The following is a 19,657-nucleotide window of genomic DNA, read 5'->3' on the forward strand; positions in this document are numbered from 1 at the left end:
GACTTCATCCGTCACGCGCAGCTTCAATGTTGATGTCACACGGGAGTTGATTCTGTAGTGGCTACAGGCTGTAGGTACAGCAAGCGACTGAGTCCACGCACTTGAGGCCAATTATGAATGAGCAGGTGATAGGCCTGATCGGGGACGCTTGGCGCGCTCAAAGGAGTGGCGCAGGCGCAGTCGTTCAACACTACGGGGCGCGTCTTGCCGGCTGGCCACCTAGGCGCTGCAAGATACACAGTGGCAGAACCGAGAGGGACTATTATGCCGTCAGACGTAAGCTACACGCCAGCTGCCGGACATCACTGGCTCACGCCTTTCTACGATTTCGGTGTCGCAGTGCTGACGCGCGAGGGCCGATGGCGGAGTGCTCTTGTCGAGCAGCTCCACCCTGATCCTGCCGACGTAATCGTCGACATTGGCTGTGGCACGGGTTCGCTTCTTGTGCGGGTGGGGAAGACCGCGCCGTCTGTCCAGCTCATAGGGATTGATCCGGACCCGGCCGTGCTGGAGAGGGCGCGGAAACGATTTGTGGACGCTGGCCTCTCGATCGAGCTTCACGTCGGCTTCGCGCGGCAGACGGCAAAGTTGTTGGATGGACGGCGTCCGACAAAGATCTTGTCGAGTCTCGTGTTTCATCAGGTGCCGATGGCTGAAAAGAAGGCCGCGCTTGCCTCAACGTATGCTGCGCTCGGTGCCGGCGGCGAGCTTCACATTGCGGATTATGGCCGTCAGCGCACCCGCCTCATGCGAGTTCTCTTCAGAAGCGTAATCCAGAATCTCGATGGACGCTTGAACACCGAACCCAATGCGCGTGGAGTTCTGCCGGAGCTGATGCATGGCGCCGGTTTCCGGAACGTGGAGGAAACGGTTGTCATTCCAACGCTTAGCGGTTCAATCTCTCTCTATCGCGCGATCCGCCCATCGTGACGCGCGAACTTCCCCGAGTGACGGGGTGTTGTCACGGCACAGTGCCTATTCGCTCTGTCACGTCGACTCCAGTGCCCGGGAAGTCAATCACGCACCCGCCTTCGCGAAGTCTAGGTGTTCGCTCGACAATGGTCGGCCCGAAGCCGGATCGCTGGAGCCATTACGCTAAGGCTCAAGGCCGGCCCTGCAATGCCTGCTCCCGAAGTGAGGATGGCCTTGTCCGTAAGGGTTCATGCGCTACTTCTCGCACAAAGGATGCCCACTCGACATCCCACAGTAGAACAAGAGCAAGAGCCTACGTAAGTAAAGCCGCCTAAGATCACAGGCGTGAGCATGGAGCTGCGCCGCTGTGCGCGGACCGGACGCAAGGCGGTCACCGGATGGCGCCCTATCGGATTCCATACGGGCGAGTGTGCCTTGGCTGCCTCAGCTTTTCACGGATCGGGTCGGTCAGGCTGGCAGGGATAGATAGGGTAGCCCTTTATTTTGGGGAGAGTAGCGAGAAATCGTTGCTGAAAGCGCCCCTTGCTTCTGTAGCGGCTACAGGAATTATGATCTTCTGAAAAGAAAGCAGCTGGGGGCTGAACTCGAATCGCGACACCAAGGAGCCAATGATGAAAGTTGATGACGCGACGATGGGCCTTTCAAGATCGCTGCGCTTTCAGGTCGACGGCTTGGATTGCCAAAACGAGGTTCGCCTGCTTCGCGCGGCGGTCGGGCCAGTCGTCGGCGGCGACGACAAGCTGTCCTTCGATACTCGAGCCGGTGTCATGGAGGTGATCTCCGAGAGCGTTCCGATAGTCGACGCCATTCAGCGGGCGGTCGCAACGACCGGGATGCACGCGCATCTCCTAGGTGAACTGGAGCAGCAGCCTGCACCGACTTTGCTGTTCCGGATCGAGGGGCTCGACTGCAAGAACGAAGTTGCCATGCTCAAGCGTGAGGTTGGTCCGCTCGTTGGGAGCGAAGCTTGGCTGTCGTTCGATACGGCGAAGGGGCTCATGACGGTCGCGCCGCAACGGCAGGCGACAGTCGACGATATCGTCAGCCGCGTCGACACGACCGGCATGCGTGCCTCCGTTTCTGCGGACGACACGGCCGAAGCAATGTTGTTCCGCGTTGTTGGACTCGACTGCAAGAACGAGGTTGCAGCGCTCACGCGTGAACTGGGTCCGCTCGTCGGCGACGACAAGCTTGCCTTCGACACCGAGCAAGGCACGATGACCGTTGCTCCCCAGAGCCGGGCGGCACTCGACGCGATCCAGGAAGCTGTGGAGCGAACGGGTATGCGCGCCGAGCCCTGGTTGCCGCCGGCAGTTTCCCTTGGCGCGCCCGTCAGAGTACCTGAGCGTCCCGCATCCAGCGGTGCCGCAGAGCCGCAGGAGGCGCTCAACTCGCCGCCCCCAACCCTTTTGCCCGGCCAAGTTATGTTTCGCATTCACGGCATGGACTGTGCCGACGAGATCGCGGCATTGAAGCGTGAGGTTGGGCCGCTGGTCGGCGAAGACAAGCTCGCCTTCGATCTCCTCAACGGCCGCATGTCGATCGACATGACGCCGGATGCGGCACTCGAATCCCGAGTAGAGAAGGCTGTGGCACGCGCTGGACTGCGCGCCGAGCCCTGGATCGAAGGCGGCACCAGCGAAGCTGCGCAGGCCGAAGAGCGCCGCAGGCGAGTGCAATCGTGGCTGACCATCGCGAGCGGCGTGTTCACGGCAATGGGCTTTGCGATCCATGCTTGGCTGGGCGGCGGCGTCATGGCGGCTTTCGAGGCGGGTGAACACGGCTCGGGGTCGACCCCGCTGCCCAGCGTGGCGTTGTACACGTTCGCGGTACTCGGTGCGGCACGTTACGTCGCGCCCAAGGCTTGGCTCGCCGCCAAGCGGCTTCGTCCCGACATGAATCTGCTGATGATGGTGGCGGTTGCGGGCGCCATTGGAATCGGTGCCTGGTTTGAGGCTGCCACGGTTTCGTTCTTCTTCGCGATGGCGCTGGCGCTCGAGGCTTGGAGCCTTGGTCGCGCGCGCCGCGCGGTTGCTGCCCTCATGGAACTCGCGCCCGCCACGGCACGCGTCAAGCTCGAAGACGGCTCCGAGCGCGATGTCCCGGCGACCGAGGTTCGGGTTGGCAAGCACATCATCATCCGGCCAGGGGACAAGGTACCACTCGACGGCCGGGTTGCCGCCGGCGAAAGCGAGGTCAATCAGGCGCCGATCACCGGTGAAAGCATTCCGGTACTGAAGGCGGAGGGCGACCAGGTCTTTGCCGGCACCATCAACGGCGAGGGTGCCCTCGACATCGTGACCACCAAAGCGGCAAACGACACGACACTCGCCCAGATCATCCGGATGGTCGGCTCGGCACAGAGCCGACGCGCGCCAAGTGAGCAGTGGGTGGAGAAATTCGCGCGCATCTACACGCCTGTCGTGATGGCGCTTGCCGTCGCAATCTTTTTGGCTCCACCGCTGCTGCTGGCCGGCGCCTGGGACGTCTGGTTCTACCGTGCGCTGGTGCTCCTTGTGATCGCTTGCCCCTGCGCCCTCGTGATTTCGACGCCAGTGACGATCGTGGCTGCACTCGCCGGCGCGGCGAAACAGGGTGTCTTGGTGAAAGGCGGCATTCATCTCGAAACGCCCGCGCACCTCAAGGCCGTTGCGATGGACAAGACCGGCACGCTCACCGAAGGGCGGCCACAGGTCGTCGAGATCGTGCCGCTCGGCGGCCGTAACGAAACCGACGTTCTCGGCTTGGCCGCGGCCCTGGAGGCGCGCAGCGGGCATCCGATTGCGCGCGCCATCCTGGCGAAAGCCGCCGAACTCAAGATCGCCGCCGAACCCGCCGAGGGCGTCCAAGCCATCGCTGGCCGAGGCGTAACCGGGCGAGTGGCCGGTCGCGAGACGTGGCTCGGCTCGCGACGCTATCTTGAGGAGCAGGGCATCAACTCAGATGCAGTTCTTCTGCGGGCCGATGCACTTTCAAGCGCCGGTCGCACCATCGTCGGGGTGGGCATTGGGCAGGAGATCTGGGGTCTCGTGGCCGTTGCCGATGCCGTCAGGCCGGAAGCGAGGGACATCGTAACGGCGCTGCACCTCGCAGGCATCAAACACGTCGTGATGCTCACAGGCGACAATCGGGCGACGGCAGAAGCGATTGCGAAGCAGACGGGCATCGACGAGGTCCGAGCGGAGCTTCTACCGGCCGACAAGGTGGCAGCCGTCGAGGATTTGGTCCGGCGCCACGGGTCGGTTGCCATGGTCGGCGACGGGGTCAACGATGCTCCGGCGATGGGGCGTGCTAATCTCGGCATCGCAATGGGCGCCATGGGCAGCGACGCCGCCATCGAAACGGCCGATGTGGCGCTTATGTCGGACGATCTGTCCAAACTTCCTTGGCTCGTGCGCCATTCGCGCGCGACTCTCGCCGTGATCCGGCAGAACGTTGCGTTTTCCATCGCCGTGAAGCTCGTGTTCACAGCTCTGACGGTGATTGGTCTCGCATCGCTATGGGGTGCCATCGCCGCCGACGTTGGCGCGTCACTTCTGGTCGTTCTAAACGGTCTGCGCCTGCTCAACCGTGGCCAGACGATGGACGGTCCATCGACGGGATCTGGAGTTCCGACGCGCGTGCATCAACGGCCCGCGGTTGCTGCAGCAGGCCCAGCGCGCTGATTGTGGCATACAGGTATTCGACCTCGATGACGACCACCCGCAACAATCGTCACTGCGGTAGACGGTGCGATGGCATCCGGATGAGGACACATTGACCGTGCAATCTGGAACATTGCCGCATCGAGCCACTTGGACTGGCGTTGCTTTTGCCATCGCTCTCGGGATCGACTTCGTCACCAAATGGCTGATTGTCAACTTTGTGATGGTGCCGCCGCGCACAATCGAGATCGCACCATTTTTCAATCTTTCTCTCGGCTTCAACACCGGCGTCGCCTTCGGGATGTTTCGCGAGCTTTTCTTTGAGCGTCCGCTCCTGCTAGCCGGAATCAGTGCGGTCATAGTGACAGGATTAATGGTCTGGGCCATCCGAGCCGAAAAACGCCTTGAGACTATCAGTGCCGGCCTGATCGCCGGCGGCGCCGCCGGCAATGTGGTTGATCGACTGCGTCAGGGCGCGGTGACCGATTTCCTCGATTTCCATGTCGGCGATTGGCATTGGCCGGCCTTCAATATGGCGGACGTACTGATCGTCACGGGCGCCACCCTGTTGATGACTGCCTCCCTCTGGCGAACGAGATCCATTAAGGAGGGCCTTGATCGAGCAGGGACCCGCTGAATGAGACGATGAGGGTCCGATGACCTGGACAGCTTCCTGCCTCAAGGCGGCACTCCCTTTCTGCCGCCTCAACCCGCGCCAATCCCGCAGGGCAATCGAGGCGGCGACTATGACGAGCGCGGCTACGATCGTCGCGATGATTGTGCTGATCGCGGGCGTCGGCGCCGCCGCGGCTCCCTCGGAGACGCGTTCGACTGACAATAGGAGCGGATAACGCGGCTGTCGGGCGCGTCATCGCGCGGTGCCAATTCGTCGAATTGACTCCGGCGATTGGCACTGGCTTGGCCTTTGTCGGGTCACGAGACGCTCCACAAAATTGCTTGTCTCCCGAGAGGTTTCGCGGTCAGGACATCGCGAGAGAATCAAAGGTTGTTGTCGCGGCCATTGTCCTTGCTTTGCATGTCACAAGCATACATCCTGTAGAAACTACAGAAACAGGCGAGGTGGCCGGCAATGATGTCCATCGGCACGCTTTCGAAGCAAAGTGGCGTCCACATTGAAACCATTCGCTACTACGAGCGCGCCGGCGTATTGCCGAAGGCACGCCGCGCGCCCAACGGCCGCCGCATATACGGCAACGAAGATGCTGGCCGACTGGCCTTCATCCGTCACGCGCGCGAATTGGGGTTTGAACTGGTTTCCGTACGGGCTCTGCTTGCCCTGCAAGAGAAGCCCGAACTGTCCTGCAAGGCGGCATCGGACCTGGCTTCGGCCCAGCTTTCAGCTGTCGAGAGCCGGCTGAGCCGCCTCACCGTGCTGCGTGATGAACTAAGACGCATGGTGCGTGCCTGCAAGAATGGCCGCGTTGTTGATTGCCGCGTGATCGATGCGCTCACCAACATGCGCTGATGCTCGGTCGGCTGCCTCAGTTCTCAGCTGGTGGCGGAGCCAGCTCTATATTGATCGTTGCCGGGTCGGCAGCTGGTGCCGGAGTCCGCGTCACGATTTGCGGTACCGCAATAAGGAGCCCAACCATCAAGATCTGCAGAGCCAGAAACGGCACGGCTCCCCAATAGATCTGCGACGTAGAAACGGAGGACGGCGTTACGCTTCGAAGATTGTAGAGAGCGATTCCAAAGGGCGGATGCATGAAAGACGTCTGAAGGTTGACGGCGAGCAGCACCGTGAACCACACCATGTCGATGCCGAGATGGCGCGCGATCGGCGCGATCAGCGGCAGCACGATGAAAGCGATTTCGAAGAAATCCAAAAAGAACGCCAGGAAGAAAATCGCCACGTTGATGAATACGATGAAGCCCACTTGGCCTGCGGGCAGAAACGTGAAGAGAGATTCGATCCAAAGATGGCCTTCAAGGCCACGGAACACCAACATGAAGAAGGATGCTCCGAGCAATAGAAAGATGATACCGGAACACAATATGCCGGTCACATCCATTGCTTGGCGAAGGTTGCGCCCGGTCAACTTTCGCGTTGCCAACGCCAGCAGCACTACGGCGACGACCCCAATGGCTCCGCCCTCGGTCGGCGTCGCTACACCGAAATAGATTGCTGCCAGCACGGCAGACACTATACCCAACGGCAGTACGGCCGCGCGCACAACCTCAAGGACTATCTGCGACCGTGGCGCAACATACCTGCCCAATGTGGAAGGAGCGCGCTCGGGCGACAGGCGCGTGACGAGGAAGATGTACGACAGATACAAAGCGACAAGGAGTGCCGCCGGCAAGAGCGCGCCTCGATAGATCTCGAGAAGAGACACTTCGAGCTGCTCTGCTAGAATGATGAGAACGAGGCTTGGCGGAATGACCTGAGCAAGCGTGCCGGCCGCGGCTACCACCCCAGTGGCAAGTTTCGGATCGTATCTTGCGCGCAGCATCACGGGCAGCGATATGAGCCCGATGGCAACCACCGACGCTGAAACGAATCCGGTGATCGCAGAGAGGGCTGCTCCAACAACAATGGTTGTGTACGCCAACCCGCCGGAAAGACGCCCGAATAAGCGATTCAGGGCTGTGAACATTTCCTCGGCGATCCCGGTGCGCTCCAGCAGCATTCCCATAAAAATCAGCAGCGGCAGCGCCAGCAGGTTGTCGTTGTTGAACGTCCCTTGAATGCGGAAAAGCATATTGTTCAAGAAGGTAACGTTGAAGTGGCCCGTCGTGACGCCGATGGCGCCGAATGCGCCAGCGACCGCCGCCAGGGAGAAGGCAACCGGAAACCCGGCGAAGAGTACCAACACCAGGCAGAGGAACATCGCCGGCGCAAAGATTTCCGTCATCTCAGCGGTCCTCGATCAGTCTGCGCCGGTGCATCGGTCGCGGAAGAACGCCCCTGAGACACGCAACGCAGCGGATGGCTTCGGCGATGCCTTGCAGAGCGAGCAGAAGAAATCCAGCCGGGATGAAGCCCTTTATGATCCATGCAGGAATGTGACTGGTACTTTCCCGCGTCGCCCGGCTTTCACCCGAAAGAAAGGCGATGACGAACTGCGGCAGGCTCACCCATACGAGGGCTGCGCATACCGGCAGAAGAACGAGGCAAATTCCAATGAGATCCAGCCAGGCAAGGCCCCGTTCGCCCAGCCGGCCGGCCAGGATGTCGATCCGCACGTGCTCGTCTCGTTGAAAGGTATAAGCAGCCATCAGCAAGACCACGGCGGCGAAAAATTGCCATTGGAGATCGAACGCCGACGCCCACGCCAGAGAGAAGAATTTGCGGCTCAGAGCGTTTGCCGTGATGAGGACGGCGTTCGCGAGCAATCCCCAACGTACGAACTGAGAGACGGTTCTATTTAGACCGTCGATTGCGTGCGCCAGGCGTAGCAACACACGCATTTTCAGCGGCTCCGTTTCAGGTCGCAAAGGTCGTGCCCGCAGGGAGATCGCTGCCGCCGGCACATGCAAGCGCATGGTGCACCCTGTAGCCACTAAAGGATCAAGAAGGAAAGTATCCTCGGTGCTTGCACCGCGTTTTCCCTGGCGCTGCACTTCTGAAGCGCGGAGCGTGTCCACGCCACGAATCACAACGCCACCGATCTGCTGGCAACGTCAATGCACGAGGCTCAAAAGACGAATGTGCAGCGACAATCAGAGCGCTTTGGCACCTTCTGATCGCAAAATAATGTGCCGCTTCAGCCCTCTGAATCCGTGCGCTGCGCGGAAGCGAGACGCTGATTGTTCCAGAAGCCAATCAGGAGCAAGGCGGTCATCGCGACCTGCGCTGGAGTATCCTGGAAGTAGACCATCGGTCGACGACGATCGTTCAATCCGCTATTCTTTGAAAGTAAGTCGCATTGGCGATGAAGTGGCGGGCTATGACAATTCGGGCGTTGGCGTTCTGTTTCCTGCTGTCCCTCCAGTTGATCTCCGGAGTCGCAGTCCGCGCGGACACGGATTCGGTTCTGACCATATGGCGGCTGCTCGACTATGTCGCGGTCGACTACCGCGAGGCCGTCCGCGATGGCGAGGTCATCAATGCGGACGAGTACGCCGAGATGGTTGAATTTGCGAGTACGGCGAAAGGCAAGCTGGATGCCTTGCCATCGTCCGGCGAGAAGGGAGCTCTCCTGAAACAGGCCGCCGACCTCCAGGCCGCGATTGAGCGGAAGGCGGCGCCAGAGGTTGTTGCCACCTTGTCGCGATCGTTTGCCGCGGACCTGGTCAAAGCCTACCCGGTCCCGCTGGCCCCGACCGTGGTACCTGAGTTCCAGCGCGGGAAGGCACTCTACGCCGAGCATTGTGCGAGTTGCCATGGCGTAAGCGGCAACGGCAAAGGGCCGGCCTCGGAAGGCCTGAACCCGCCTCCCATCGCCTTCACCGACAAAGAGCGTGCCGGGGAGCGCAGCATCTTCGCGCTCTACCAGGTAATCGGCCAGGGAATCGACGGGACAAGCATGGCAAGCTTCGCGCATCTGCCGTCCCAGGACCGATGGGCTCTCGCCTTTTATGTGGGTTCGCTTGCCTATCCCACCGAGGATGCGGCCAGGGGCGAACAGCTGTGGAAAGCGGACCCAGGCCTGCGTAGCCGCACCACGCTGGCGAGCTTGGTCGGCGACAGGCCGGTCACGCTCGCGGCTACGCTCGGCGAAGACACGGCCAACAGGCTCACCGCTTATCTGCGGCGCAATCCCGATGCCGTAGTTCAGACGTCGAACGCCTCGCTCGCCTTGGCACGCTCGCGACTGTCCGAAGCAGTTCTGGCCTATGAGAAGGGCAATCGCGCGGCGGCTACGGATCTGGCTTTGTCGGCTTATCTCGACGGCTTCGAACCGGTCGAGAAATTGCTGGCAGTCCACGATGGCGCATTGATGCGGCGTATCGAAGCCGCGATGGGCGAGCTTCGATCCACCCTTCAGCGCGGCGAGGCGGTGGAAGACATCCGCAGCCAGGTCAGGGTGCTGGATGGATTGTTCAGCGACGCCGAGGCCGCGCTCGATCCTCGGCAAGCGACGGCGGCGTCCAGTTTCTTCGGCGCGTTCACCGTGCTGCTTCGCGAAGCGCTTGAAGCAATGCTGATCGTGATCGTGATGCTCACGCTTCTGCGCAAGACCGACCGGCGCGACGCCGAGCCCTACCTGCATTTCGGCTGGATTTCCGCGCTGGCCGCCGGCGCGCTTACCTGGGTAGCGGCGACCTACTTGATCGCGATCAGCGGTGCACACCGTGAAGTGACCGAGGGACTGGGTTCGCTGTTCGCAGCGGTCATCCTGCTCTGGGTCGGTATATGGATGCATGGTAAGAGCCAAGCGGATACGTGGCAGCGCTACATTCGCGACAAGCTCGGCCACGCCCTTTCGCGGCAGTCCGCCTGGGGGCTGTTCGGACTAACGTTCATTGTGGTGTACCGCGAAGTGTTCGAGACGATCCTGTTCTACGCCGCCATCTGGAACGGGGGGAACTCTAGCGCGGTCATCGCCGGCGCTGCGGCAGCGGTCGCCGTCTTGATAGTCATTGCCTGGGCCCTGCTGCGCTTCGGTCGTACTCTGCCGGTGGGCAAGTTCTTTGCGTACAGCTCGGCGCTGCTCGCCGTCCTCTGCGTCGTGCTGGTCGGCAAAGGCGTGGCCGCCCTCCAGGAGGCCGGATGGCTGCCTGTTACGCCTGTCGCCGCGTTCATCCGCCTGGAAGTCGTCGGACTCTATCCAACCGTGCAAGGTATTTCGGCGCAGGTCGCGACGGCGGCGATACTGCTGATCGGCTTCTGGCGCAACGAGCGCCGTCGTGTCGCGTGACAGGTCGCGACGATCATCTGGCACACAGCTCCACCATGACGGCGAAGAGCAGCGTGTCATAGCGCATGTTGCCGTACTCGCTCGAAGCTAGGCGTGACGTGATTTGAATCTACCCCCTAAGCCATTGAATTTAGTGAGGCCACACTTGGCAGCCAAAACAAAACCCCAACAACTCGTTGAAGCTTCTGTAGTTCTTCGTCCGATTTGGTTGCGGGGGCGGGATTTGAAACTACGATCTCAAGGCAATGAGGCTTCTTTAGCGGCCGATCCGCCCCAATTGCACTCCATAACACGCCGGAGCTAGCGCCAGCATCACAGGCTCTTGGCTTTGTAACCGTCGAAGACGTAGATCGACAAATCTAGGCGATGGGAGCCGTGTCGATGACGTCAAAACAACATCAGCCGGAGCGCGATCAGCGTCACCCTGGCCGCCGTCTCCCCAGCGAGTGCGCTTCAACACCTTGTCGAGAGATGGAAAAGCCCGCTCGTGCAGCTTGGCCTGATCATTCGATCATGGGAGAAATTTGCGACGCACTTGCGCGAACCATGAGTAACAAAGGCATCGGCAAGCAGCGTCGTCTCGTCGAATTTAAGGACGGTTGCCGCTATGGAAAATTCGGAAAGACCAAAGCGTACGAATTGATCGCCCAGCAGCGGATCAGGGCCTATAAAATGGGAGGCAAGACCATGATCGACCTCGACAGCGTGGACGAATTTCACGCTTCGCTGCCCAGGGTCGAATCAAGAACAAGCTAGGCCGCGGACCTGCCTAGCGAGACGGTGAGCCTCCCGTCGCGAAGGCTGTCGAGCCGGTCAGCCCAGTGCTGCATCAAACGTACACGCTCGGTCCAATACTCCGCTCGGTTATAGATGCTGCGAATCTTGTTCTTGTCGCCCTTGCCAAGTTGGCGCCGCACCACCTCGTCGCGTCGCCGCCGCTTCTTTTCCTCCGTGGAATGGGCAAGTTGGGATTCAACGACATCGCCGTCGAACGCACCCTCCTCGTTGAGCAAGGTCGACGCTGTCGAACGGAAGCCGTGCGCGCAATGGTCGCCTCCGGGACCGGTATCGTAGCCCATGATCCGTAGAGCCTTGTTGAGCGTGTTGTCAGACATAGGCACATCATCATCGTATGAGAACAAGTAGCGGCATCGGCCGCTCAACGGCCGCAGCTTCAAAAGAATAGCGAGCGCCTGGCGGGAAAGAGGCACTTCGTGATCATCGCGCATCTTCATCTTCTCGGCGGGAATCAACCATATCCGGTTCGCCTCGTCGAATTCGGTCCATTCCGCTAGCCGAAGCTCGCCCGGCCGCACCATGGTCAAGGCGATCAGCTTGAGCGCGTAGCGCACTAATCCGCCGTTTTTGGCGTCGTAAACTTCAATGCGGCGCATCAGGTCGCCAACCTCGTCCGGGTCGGTCAGAGCCGGACGCGGGTTTGCCTTGGGTGCCTTGGTAAGCGCGTGCTTCAAATCGCGGGTGGGATCGCTGCTGCAATACGACGCGCCAATACCAAATTGGAAGACCCGCGAGGCCGTCGAGCGCAGCCGGCCGACGGTATAGTAGCGGCCGCGGGCTTCGACGCGTCGCATCGCCGTCAGCAAATCGGGAGGCTCGATCTCACACAACGGTCGATCGCCGATCTCGCGATTGAGCTGGCCGAGATTCCAACGCTCCCGCTTGATCGTCGCTTTGGCCTTGTTTTCCTTCTCGAGCTTCTTGCTCACCCATTCCTCGCCGACCGTGCGAAAGGTGTGCTTGTGCTTCTCGTCGTCCTTTCGCTGCGCCTCGCGCACTGCGGCCGGATCCTGCCCCTGGTCTAGCAATTTCTCTGCGTCGTGCCGCTTCTCGCGGGCGGACTTCAGTCCGACGCCGGGAAAGGTGCCAAAGGACAGGTTCTTGCGTTTGCCGCCGAAACGGTAGCGGTAGAGCCACAGCCTAGTCCCATTGGGTCGCACCACAACGCTTAGGCCCTGGCCGTCAGCGAGCGTGTACTCCTTGTCGGCCGGCTTGGCATTGCGGATTTTGGTGTCGCTCAGTTCATCCATGGGAGAGGTCCCTCGTAAACTGCGAGTCGCCAGTGTACCCGGCCCTTCCAGCGTACCTACAGTGTACCCAGAGAAGCCGGATTCTTTCGGACGGCCGCGAACGGCGCCGAGCGTCAATATACGCTCAAAGCCTGATTTTACGAGCGTTCTGAGGGGTCGGCGAACGAGCGCGGACGACAAAGAACTAGTCTGGATGGAAGAATGGTGCCCCGAGACGGAATCGAACCGCCGACCCCATCATTACGAATGACGTGCTCTACCAGCTGAGCTATCGGGGCATCGGCGGCGGGTTTAAGGGAAAGGGAGCGCGGGCGCAAGGTGGCGTTTTCGGGCGCCCGACCGCTCCTCCCCGCGCTTCGGCCGGAACCGAAGCATGCGGCGCGCGGGAAGGCTATAGAAGCCCCGCATGACCACACTCCTCTCGCTCCTGCCCCTCCTCCTCGTGCTCGGCCTGCTGGCCTCGGGCCGCGCCAGCGCGCTGGTCGCGGGCCTGGCGGGGCTCGCGGCGACCCTGGCCGCCTCGGCGACGCTCGTTCTGCAGGCGGATGGCCCGGCCGCCGTGGCGCTGCTGTTCCGCCGCGAGGTGCCGGCCGGCCTGTGGCTGTCCTGGCACGTCATCGCGATCATCGTCACCGGCGTCTTCTTTCATCGCGCGACCCTCGCCCGCGGCGGGGCGCTGGGCGCCGGGACGCTCGAGGCCTCGCCGCGCCGCCTCTTCTCGGTCTGCTTCCTGCTGGCGCCCTTCGCCGAATCGGTGACCGGCTTCGGTGTCGGCTACATCATCGCCCTGGCGGCGCTGCGGCGGCTGGGTGTCGGCGGCATGTCGGCCCTGCTGCTCGGCCTCTACAGCCAGTCGCTGGTGCCATGGGGCGCGCTGGCCATCGGCACCACCGTGGGCGCGACCCTGGCCGGCCTGACGCCCGGCCAGCTCGGTCTCAGCTCGGCGGTGCTACAGGTGCCGATCCACGCGATGTACCTCCTCCTCTACTGGCGCTTCGCCCGCGAGGCTGGCGTCGCGGTGCCGGCGCTGCAGAAGCTCGACGACCTCCTGTGGACAGTGGCGCTGCTGGTCCTGGTGTGGCTGGCCAACCGCTTCAGCGACGTCGAGATCGCGGCCGCCGCGCCGACCGCCCTGCTGCTGGCCGTGCGCTTCTGGCGCGACGAGCGGCCCGACGCCGCGCGCCTGCGCACCACCCTGCGCACCGCCGCGCCCTATGTGGCGCTGACGCTGGCGCTCTGCGCCACCCGCCTGGTCACGCCGCTGCGCGACCTCCTGAAGCCCCTGTGGGCGCTGCGCCCGTTCGACAACCAGCCGGCCTTCGCGCCCTTCTACGCCCCGGGCTTCTGGCTACTGGCGATCGGCGTTGCCGTGGTGTTGCTGGCCCGCGCCCCGCTCGGCAAGGTCGCCCGGGAAGCCGCCGCCGGCGCCTGGCGGGCCTGCGCCGTGACGCTCGCCTTCGTGGTGATGGCGGAATTCTATGTCGGCTCCGGCATGGCGACCTCGATCGCCGAGGCGCTGCGGGCGGTCGCGGGACGCGGCGCGGCGCTGGGCGTGCCGCTGTTCGCCGCGGTCGGCGGCTTCCTGACCGGCAGCGGCGCCGCGGCCAACGCCATGCTGATGCCGATGGAGACCGCGCTGGCCCGCGCCCTCGCCCTTGATCCGGCCTGGATCGCCGCGGTCCAGAACAGCGTCACCGCCAACCTCACCATGCTGTCGCCGATCCGCGTCTCGATGGGCGCCGCGATCCTCGGCCTCTCGACCTCGGACGCCGCCCTCTACCGCCGCGCCTGGCCGCTCGCGCTGCCGCCGCTGGTGACCGGGGTGGCGGTGGTGCTGGCACTGCTGGCACTGCTGGCACTCGGAAACTGACCGAATCCGGGGGTGCGACCTTCGTTTCAGTTGTTTCGTTTATTTCATTTATTTCGATTACCGGGCCCTGGCGGCCCTTGCCAGCCGCGCGGGCGCCGGTCATGCTGCGTTCGATTCATGACCGTTTCCCGCCGCCACCTGCTCGCCGCCGGCCTCGCCGGCCTCTCCACACTCCCCGTCGCACGGCCCGCCGGCGCCGTGATCGTGCTGGACCGCACCTGGCGGTCCGAGGGCGGCCGGCCGGGCCGCGAGAGCGAGGGCTTCCGCGCCCATGAGGCGCTGGCCGACCAGAGCCAGTTCGCCCCCGTCATCGCGCTCTCGACCGACGGCGGCCAGGACTGGGGCATCGGCTCGGCCACGTGGCTCGGCAACTACGGCGGCAATGCCTGGGTGCTCAGCGCCTCGCATCTCTTCACACGCGACAACTCGGTCCTAGACTACACCTTCCGCGCGCCCGACGGTACCCCGTGCAAGGGCGACCGCCAGATCCGCCATCCGCTGTTCAACGGCGACAACGACGAGACCACGGGCTACGACGTCGTGCTCATCCGGATCCGCGGGCCGATGAACGGCGGCGGCCCGGCACCGCTGCTCTATGGCGGCACGCGCGAGCAGGGTGCCCCGGTGGTGATGGTCGGCTACGGCGCGCGCGGCATCGGTTCGATCGGCCAGAACGACGCCTATGACGGACCCTCGGGAAGCAAGGCCGCCGCCACCAACGTCGTCCACGAGACGATGGACCTGGTGCAGCCGCCGCCGCGCACCGGCGACCGCGGCAACTGGCTCTCGGTGAAGCTGCGCCGCGAGACCGAAGGCGCCGGCCGGCTCGACGGGCTGCTGGCTTCGGGCGACAGCGGCGGCTCGCTGTGGATGCAGACGCCGGCCGGCTGGGCGGTGGTCGGCGTCAACGCCAATGGCGGCGACCAGTACGACGACTATTCCTTCTTTGCGCGGGTATCGGGCCTCCGCCCCTGGCTCACCTCACACGTGCCGGGCCTGCGCTTCACCGGCTGAGCGGCGGCCGCGACGGGCGGGCTCACCACCTCATCCGGAGCCCGGCGCTCAGCGCATGGTTGTCGGTGCCCGTGCCGACATCGCCATCGTATCGCAGGTAGAGGCTGGTCGACGGGGCGATGGCGGTGCTGGCGGCGAGGCCGATGACCGCGGCATTGCGCTGCGGGGCCGCACCATAGACCGTGAAGGCGGCGCCCGGCGCGCCCGCGAAGGTCGCGGTGACCGGCCGCGCGGTGTCGGCGAATTCATGCGCCCAGCCCAGCCGCAGCTGCAGCGCCAGGGCGTCGCGCCAGCCGAGGTCGAAGGCACCCTCGAGGTCGACGCCGACCGTGGTGCGCAGCGACCCGGTCGTCTGCTGCGCCACGGTGAGGTCCAGCGAATTGGCGCCCCACTCGCCGAATCCCGCCTGGTTGTTGGTGATCCCCTGCAGGCGGGCGAACGGCGTGGCGCGCGCCCGGGAGGCCTCGTGCAGGCCGATCGCATAGCCCGCCTCGACCTGGCCCAGGAACTGGCTGGCCGAGGTCTGGCCGAAGGCGGTCCGCGAGATCAGGCCGGCGATCGGGATCTGGCGGGTCATGTTGTTGTTGCTGAAGCCGATGCCCGCCAGCGCATCGAGATAGAAACCCGACTGCGTGAAGGAGGCGTAGAGCGTGCCCTGGTATGAGTCGGTGGTGGCGCGGCCGCTGAACCCGCTCAGCCACTGGTTGCCGCTGGCAAACCCTACGCCCAGGCCCAGCAGCAGGTTCGGCGCGACGCGGTAGTCGACGCCGGCCGCGGCGCCGCCGCTGTTGTAGGTGAGCGTCGCCGCGCCGCCGGTTCCGGCGACGCTGCCCGTGACGCCCACCACGCTGCCCCAGAGGCTCCACGGACTCGCGGCATCGTCGCAGGCGACGGCGTCGCAGGCCTGCGCCAGCGCCGTGCGCGTGCCGCTGCCGGCGCCGCCCCGGGCGAGGCTCATCTGCTGGCCCAGCACGTTCATGAAGCCGAGGCTGTTGCCGATCCCGGCGGTCGCGAAGCCGGAATAGTTCTGGCCGCTGATCGCGTCCATAGCGGCCTGGCCCTGTTGCAGGCTGACGCCCGCGAGCGTGCCGATCACCGTGGCGAAGTCGCCGGTCGCGCCCGCGACACTGCGATCCAGGACGGCGCCGGTCGCGGCCTGGTTGGCGGTCGCGGCGCCGCGCGCGAAGCCGCCCGGCGCCAGGGTGAGGAAGACGTTGCCGGGATCGTAGCTCAACGACGCCTGCAGGAAGGGCAGGTTGGTGGAAGCGCCGGCCAGCGTGCCGGTGACGCCGCCCGTGGCGTTCAGGATGGTGTAGGTCGTGGAGGGCGCATAGACCCCCGGCGCCGCCAGCACGCTCACGCCCCCGCCGTTGAGCGTGGCCGTGCCGGGCGCGCCCGTGACGTTGACGCGATCGGCCTGGCCCAGGCTGTTGGCCTCGACCTGGTAGGTGCTGCCGGCGCTCACGACGAGCGCGCCGTTGACCGTCAGCGTGCCGATCGAGTTGCCGGGCGCCAGCACCCCGCCGTTAGTCACCGAGCCGAAGACGGTCCCGGCGCCGCCCAGCGTTCCGCCCGTGCCCACGGTGACGTCGCTGGTGATGCTGCCGTTCACCGCGAGGCGGCCGCCGGTGACGCGGGTCGGGCCGGTATAGGTGTTGACGCCGGTGAGGTTCAGCGAGCCGGTGCCCGATTTGGTGAGGCCGCCGGTGCCGGTGATGACCGAGGCCAGCACGGTCGCGGCGTCATCGTCGGAGATAAGCGTGCCGCTGCCCAGCGCAATGGTGCCGCCGGCGCCCGAGAGCGCGCCCACCGTGAGGCTGTTGCCGTTGAGGTCGAAGACACCGCCATTCACGGTCAGCGCGCCGGTCGAGGGCAGCGACGCGCCGGCGCCCAGCCGCAGCGTGCCCTCGTTGACCGTCGTGCCGCCGAGATAGTCGTGGAGGCCGGACAGGACGAGCAGGCCCTCGCCCTGCTTGTAGAGACCGCCCGCCCCCGATACGCGGCCCGTCAGCGTGAGCGTGTTGCCGCGCGTGTCGATCGCGCCGCCATTGGCCCCGAGCGTCATCGCGCGCGACGACGTGAAAGAGGCCATCGCCGCCAGCGTGCCGCCGTCGAGCGCCAGGCGGCCGCCCGTGCCCAGGTTGGTGTCGTGGAAGATGCCGAGCGTCGCCCCGCCCGTCACGGTCGTGCCGCCGGTGTAGGTGTTGGCGCCGCTCAGGATCTGGACACCGCCGGCCACGGTCACGCTGCCGCCGCTGGCGGGATAGGCAAAGAGGGCATTGTCGTTGCGATCGGAGATGATGCCCGAGAAGAGGCTGCTGCCGTTGGTGATCCGCAGGTTCTGCCCCCCCAGACTCACATGACCCGCCCCGCTCAGGGTCTGGATCGCCACCGGAGCCCAGGCGCGCGAGATGTCGAAGATGCCGTCGTTCGCCACGCCGGAGGAAAGCGCGATGCTGCCCGGCCCCGTGACGTAGAGCTGGCCGTTGGAAGCGATCGTCGTCGGCCCGGTATAGGTATTGGTGGCGCTCAGTTGCACGCCGCCGCCGGCATTGATGGTGACGCCGCCGGTGCCGGAGACGGCGCCGGCCAGTCCCAGCAGGACGTTCGAGCCGTCGACGATGAGCGGGCCGCCGGTCGTGTCGAGCGCCTGGTTGGTGACGAAGAACGGCGTGTAGCCCGTGAGCCGATCCGAAAGATCGAACAGCACCGAATTGGCCAGGAAGAAGGACAGGCCGAAGGTGTTCGTGGCGTTCGTTCCGATCGAGGCGTTGTAGGTGTTGAAGCTCTCCGACCCCGGCGCGGTCAGGATCGACGAGGTCGTCGGCAGGCCGGGGATGGCGGCGCCGTTCGCGCCGGTGACGTCGAGTTTGACGCCGGCATTCACGTAATAGGCGCCCAGATTGTCATAGTAGGTCTTGAGACCGTCGTCGGGCTGCCTGGTGTTCAGCGTGAGATCCTGGGTCCCGGTGTCGAGCAGCCCGGGCTTGGTCTCCACCACCGAAGGCCGGGAGTCGCCGGGCTTCGTCAGGGTCATCGTGAAGTTCGCGCCGAACTCCGTCGAAGCGTTGGTCTGGGGCGCGCCGCCATAGGGATTGGGAAACAGCCTTCCCACCGGATCCGTCCACGGCACCACGCCGGAGCCCGTCGGATTGCTTGCGGGCAGCCCGATCGGCATGAACTGGCCCAGCATCTGTGGCGTCAGTCCCACCGTCACGCACGGGCTGCAGCCCGTGATCGCAACCCGGTCGGGCTTGCCGCCGATCAGCACACTCTGACCATTGGCCTGCTGCGGTCCGTTGTCCGACGAGGTCGGGTTCTTCTGCCCGTTCGCCGCCACCACGTAGCCTTGGGAGACGACGCCGCCGCCCGCGACGATCGTCTGGCCGAGCACGCCGCCCGTCGTGTAGCTCGTGCCGGGTTCCACCTTGCTGGTCTTGTTGCTGATGAAGTTGCCTGCGCCGAAGGTGCCGAACAGGGTGCTTTCGATCGGCGGCGTGCCATCCTGCGTCCACGCGGGCGTCGACCAGTATCCCGGAAAGTACGTCGTGCTCGAATCCGTATGCTCGTAGACGGCATTGATCTGGTAGCCGGGCGTGGCAGCCAGCGTCGCCGCGACCGGCGTCCCCTTGTCGGAATTCGCATAGAAGTTGAGGACGGGGACCGCGACGATGTTGCCGGTGTAGCCGCGGCACTCCTTGGAGGTGCCGTAGCAGTACTGGATGCCCTGCGGCAGGCCGGGCGTGCTCGCGACGTTGTGCGCCGAGGGATCGGGCGCGAGGCCCGGCCACCAGTCCGCATTGTACACGCTGTTGAACAGCGCCGATCCGGTATCGAAGAGGTACGGCTTGGGAGCGCCGCCGTTGATCCCGACATTGATGACCAGGCGCTGCGTGCCGCCGCTCTGCGTCAGGAAGCTCAGGGGAATGTTGGTGGGCTCACCGGCCTGGGCCAGGGCCGGACCGGCCGGCCAGCCGGCGACACAAGTGGCGATGCCCCATCCCACCGGCTTCAGCATTTTTGTTATCGACAGCATCCACTCTCCCCCAAGCGTCGGATTTCTCCGATGTCGAGGGAGCTTGCGCAAGGAGTCTTTGCACCTTCCGTTCAATTACATTCCGAGGCTCGACAGGGCGCCAAACCGCCCCAGCGGGCCCCGGAAGCGCTCGCGGGGGCTTCTTCCTTTCGTTTGTTTCGTTTATTTCGTTGGTTTCGATTATGCCTCGCGACGATGTCAGCGGCAGGGTCGGAACGAGCACTGGATCGATGGAGTGGCGGCGCTGGCGACCTGCTACGGGTCGACTATCTCCAGCTCCGCGAGAG

12 protein-coding genes and 1 tRNA gene are annotated in these 19,657 nt (G+C 64.3%); 8 read left to right on the top strand and 5 right to left on the bottom strand.

Annotated elements, in window-relative coordinates:
- Nucleotides 1-264: 264 nt before the first annotated feature.
- The 4 genes from Q0Q48_RS00520 to Q0Q48_RS00535 all read left to right on the top strand — a co-directional run bounded on the left by Q0Q48_RS00520 (nucleotide 265) and on the right by Q0Q48_RS00535 (nucleotide 6,063).
- Nucleotides 265-930 (top strand): class I SAM-dependent methyltransferase, encoded by a 666-nt coding sequence (locus Q0Q48_RS00520; RefSeq protein ID WP_295132233.1) that lies wholly within the window; start codon nucleotides 265-267, stop codon nucleotides 928-930.
- A 614-nt stretch (nucleotides 931-1,544) separates the two neighbouring features.
- On the top strand, nucleotides 1,545-4,598 hold the full coding sequence (locus Q0Q48_RS00525; protein WP_295132236.1) for a heavy metal translocating P-type ATPase: 3,054 nt from the start codon (nucleotides 1,545-1,547) through the stop codon (nucleotides 4,596-4,598).
- A 97-nt stretch (nucleotides 4,599-4,695) separates the two neighbouring features.
- Entirely contained in the window at nucleotides 4,696-5,214 is a 519-nt protein-coding gene (gene lspA, locus Q0Q48_RS00530) for a signal peptidase II (RefSeq protein ID WP_295133730.1), read from the top strand.
- A 453-nt stretch (nucleotides 5,215-5,667) separates the two neighbouring features.
- Nucleotides 5,668-6,063: a helix-turn-helix domain-containing protein gene (locus Q0Q48_RS00535; protein WP_295132239.1), complete on the top strand. Its 396-nt coding sequence runs from the start codon at nucleotides 5,668-5,670 to the stop codon at nucleotides 6,061-6,063.
- A 16-nt stretch (nucleotides 6,064-6,079) separates the two neighbouring features.
- Here Q0Q48_RS00535 and Q0Q48_RS00540 read toward each other — a convergent pair whose 3' ends face one another.
- Nucleotides 6,080-7,453, bottom strand: coding sequence for a TRAP transporter large permease subunit (locus Q0Q48_RS00540; protein WP_295132242.1), 1,374 nt, complete (start codon nucleotides 7,451-7,453; stop codon nucleotides 6,080-6,082).
- A 1-nt stretch (nucleotide 7,454) separates the two neighbouring features.
- The gene (locus tag Q0Q48_RS00545) at nucleotides 7,455-8,186 is read right to left on the bottom strand and encodes a TRAP transporter small permease subunit (protein ID WP_295132245.1); all 732 of its coding nucleotides are present in this window, start codon (nucleotides 8,184-8,186) and stop codon (nucleotides 7,455-7,457) included.
- Between the two features lie 317 nt (nucleotides 8,187-8,503).
- Here Q0Q48_RS00545 and Q0Q48_RS00550 point away from each other — a divergent pair, with 317 nt between their 5' ends.
- Together Q0Q48_RS00550 and Q0Q48_RS00555 are read left to right on the top strand one after the other, a co-directional pair.
- Nucleotides 8,504-10,402: an FTR1 family protein gene (locus Q0Q48_RS00550; RefSeq protein ID WP_295132248.1), complete on the top strand. Its 1,899-nt coding sequence runs from the start codon at nucleotides 8,504-8,506 to the stop codon at nucleotides 10,400-10,402.
- Nucleotides 10,403-10,783: 381 nt separating this feature from the next.
- Nucleotides 10,784-11,158, top strand: a complete 375-nt coding sequence (locus tag Q0Q48_RS00555) for a hypothetical protein (protein ID WP_295132251.1) — start codon at nucleotides 10,784-10,786, stop codon at nucleotides 11,156-11,158.
- Here the strand turns inward: Q0Q48_RS00555 and Q0Q48_RS00560 are convergent.
- Complete coding sequence (locus Q0Q48_RS00560) at nucleotides 11,155-12,450, bottom strand: integrase arm-type DNA-binding domain-containing protein (RefSeq protein ID WP_295132254.1); 1,296 nt, start codon at nucleotides 12,448-12,450, stop codon at nucleotides 11,155-11,157. The two genes, Q0Q48_RS00555 and Q0Q48_RS00560, sit on opposite strands and share 4 nt — an antisense overlap.
- Before the next feature lie 202 nt (nucleotides 12,451-12,652).
- Nucleotides 12,653-12,728 (bottom strand) — tRNA-Thr (locus tag Q0Q48_RS00565).
- A 128-nt stretch (nucleotides 12,729-12,856) separates the two neighbouring features.
- On the opposite strand from Q0Q48_RS00565, the gene Q0Q48_RS00570 reads away from it, so the two are divergent.
- Together Q0Q48_RS00570 and Q0Q48_RS00575 are read left to right on the top strand one after the other, a co-directional pair.
- Nucleotides 12,857-14,320: an L-lactate permease gene (locus Q0Q48_RS00570; RefSeq protein WP_295132258.1), complete on the top strand. Its 1,464-nt coding sequence runs from the start codon at nucleotides 12,857-12,859 to the stop codon at nucleotides 14,318-14,320.
- A gap of 117 nt (nucleotides 14,321-14,437) precedes the next feature.
- Nucleotides 14,438-15,334 (top strand): trypsin-like serine protease, encoded by an 897-nt coding sequence (locus tag Q0Q48_RS00575; protein WP_295132262.1) that lies wholly within the window; start codon nucleotides 14,438-14,440, stop codon nucleotides 15,332-15,334.
- A gap of 22 nt (nucleotides 15,335-15,356) precedes the next feature.
- Here Q0Q48_RS00575 and Q0Q48_RS00580 read toward each other — a convergent pair whose 3' ends face one another.
- Entirely contained in the window at nucleotides 15,357-19,370 is a 4,014-nt protein-coding gene (locus Q0Q48_RS00580) for an autotransporter domain-containing protein (protein WP_295132265.1), read from the bottom strand.
- Nucleotides 19,371-19,657: the final 287 nt, after the last annotated feature.

Source organism: uncultured Reyranella sp., assembly GCF_945957355.1.
Taxonomy (GTDB): Bacteria; Pseudomonadota; Alphaproteobacteria; order Reyranellales; family Reyranellaceae; genus Reyranella.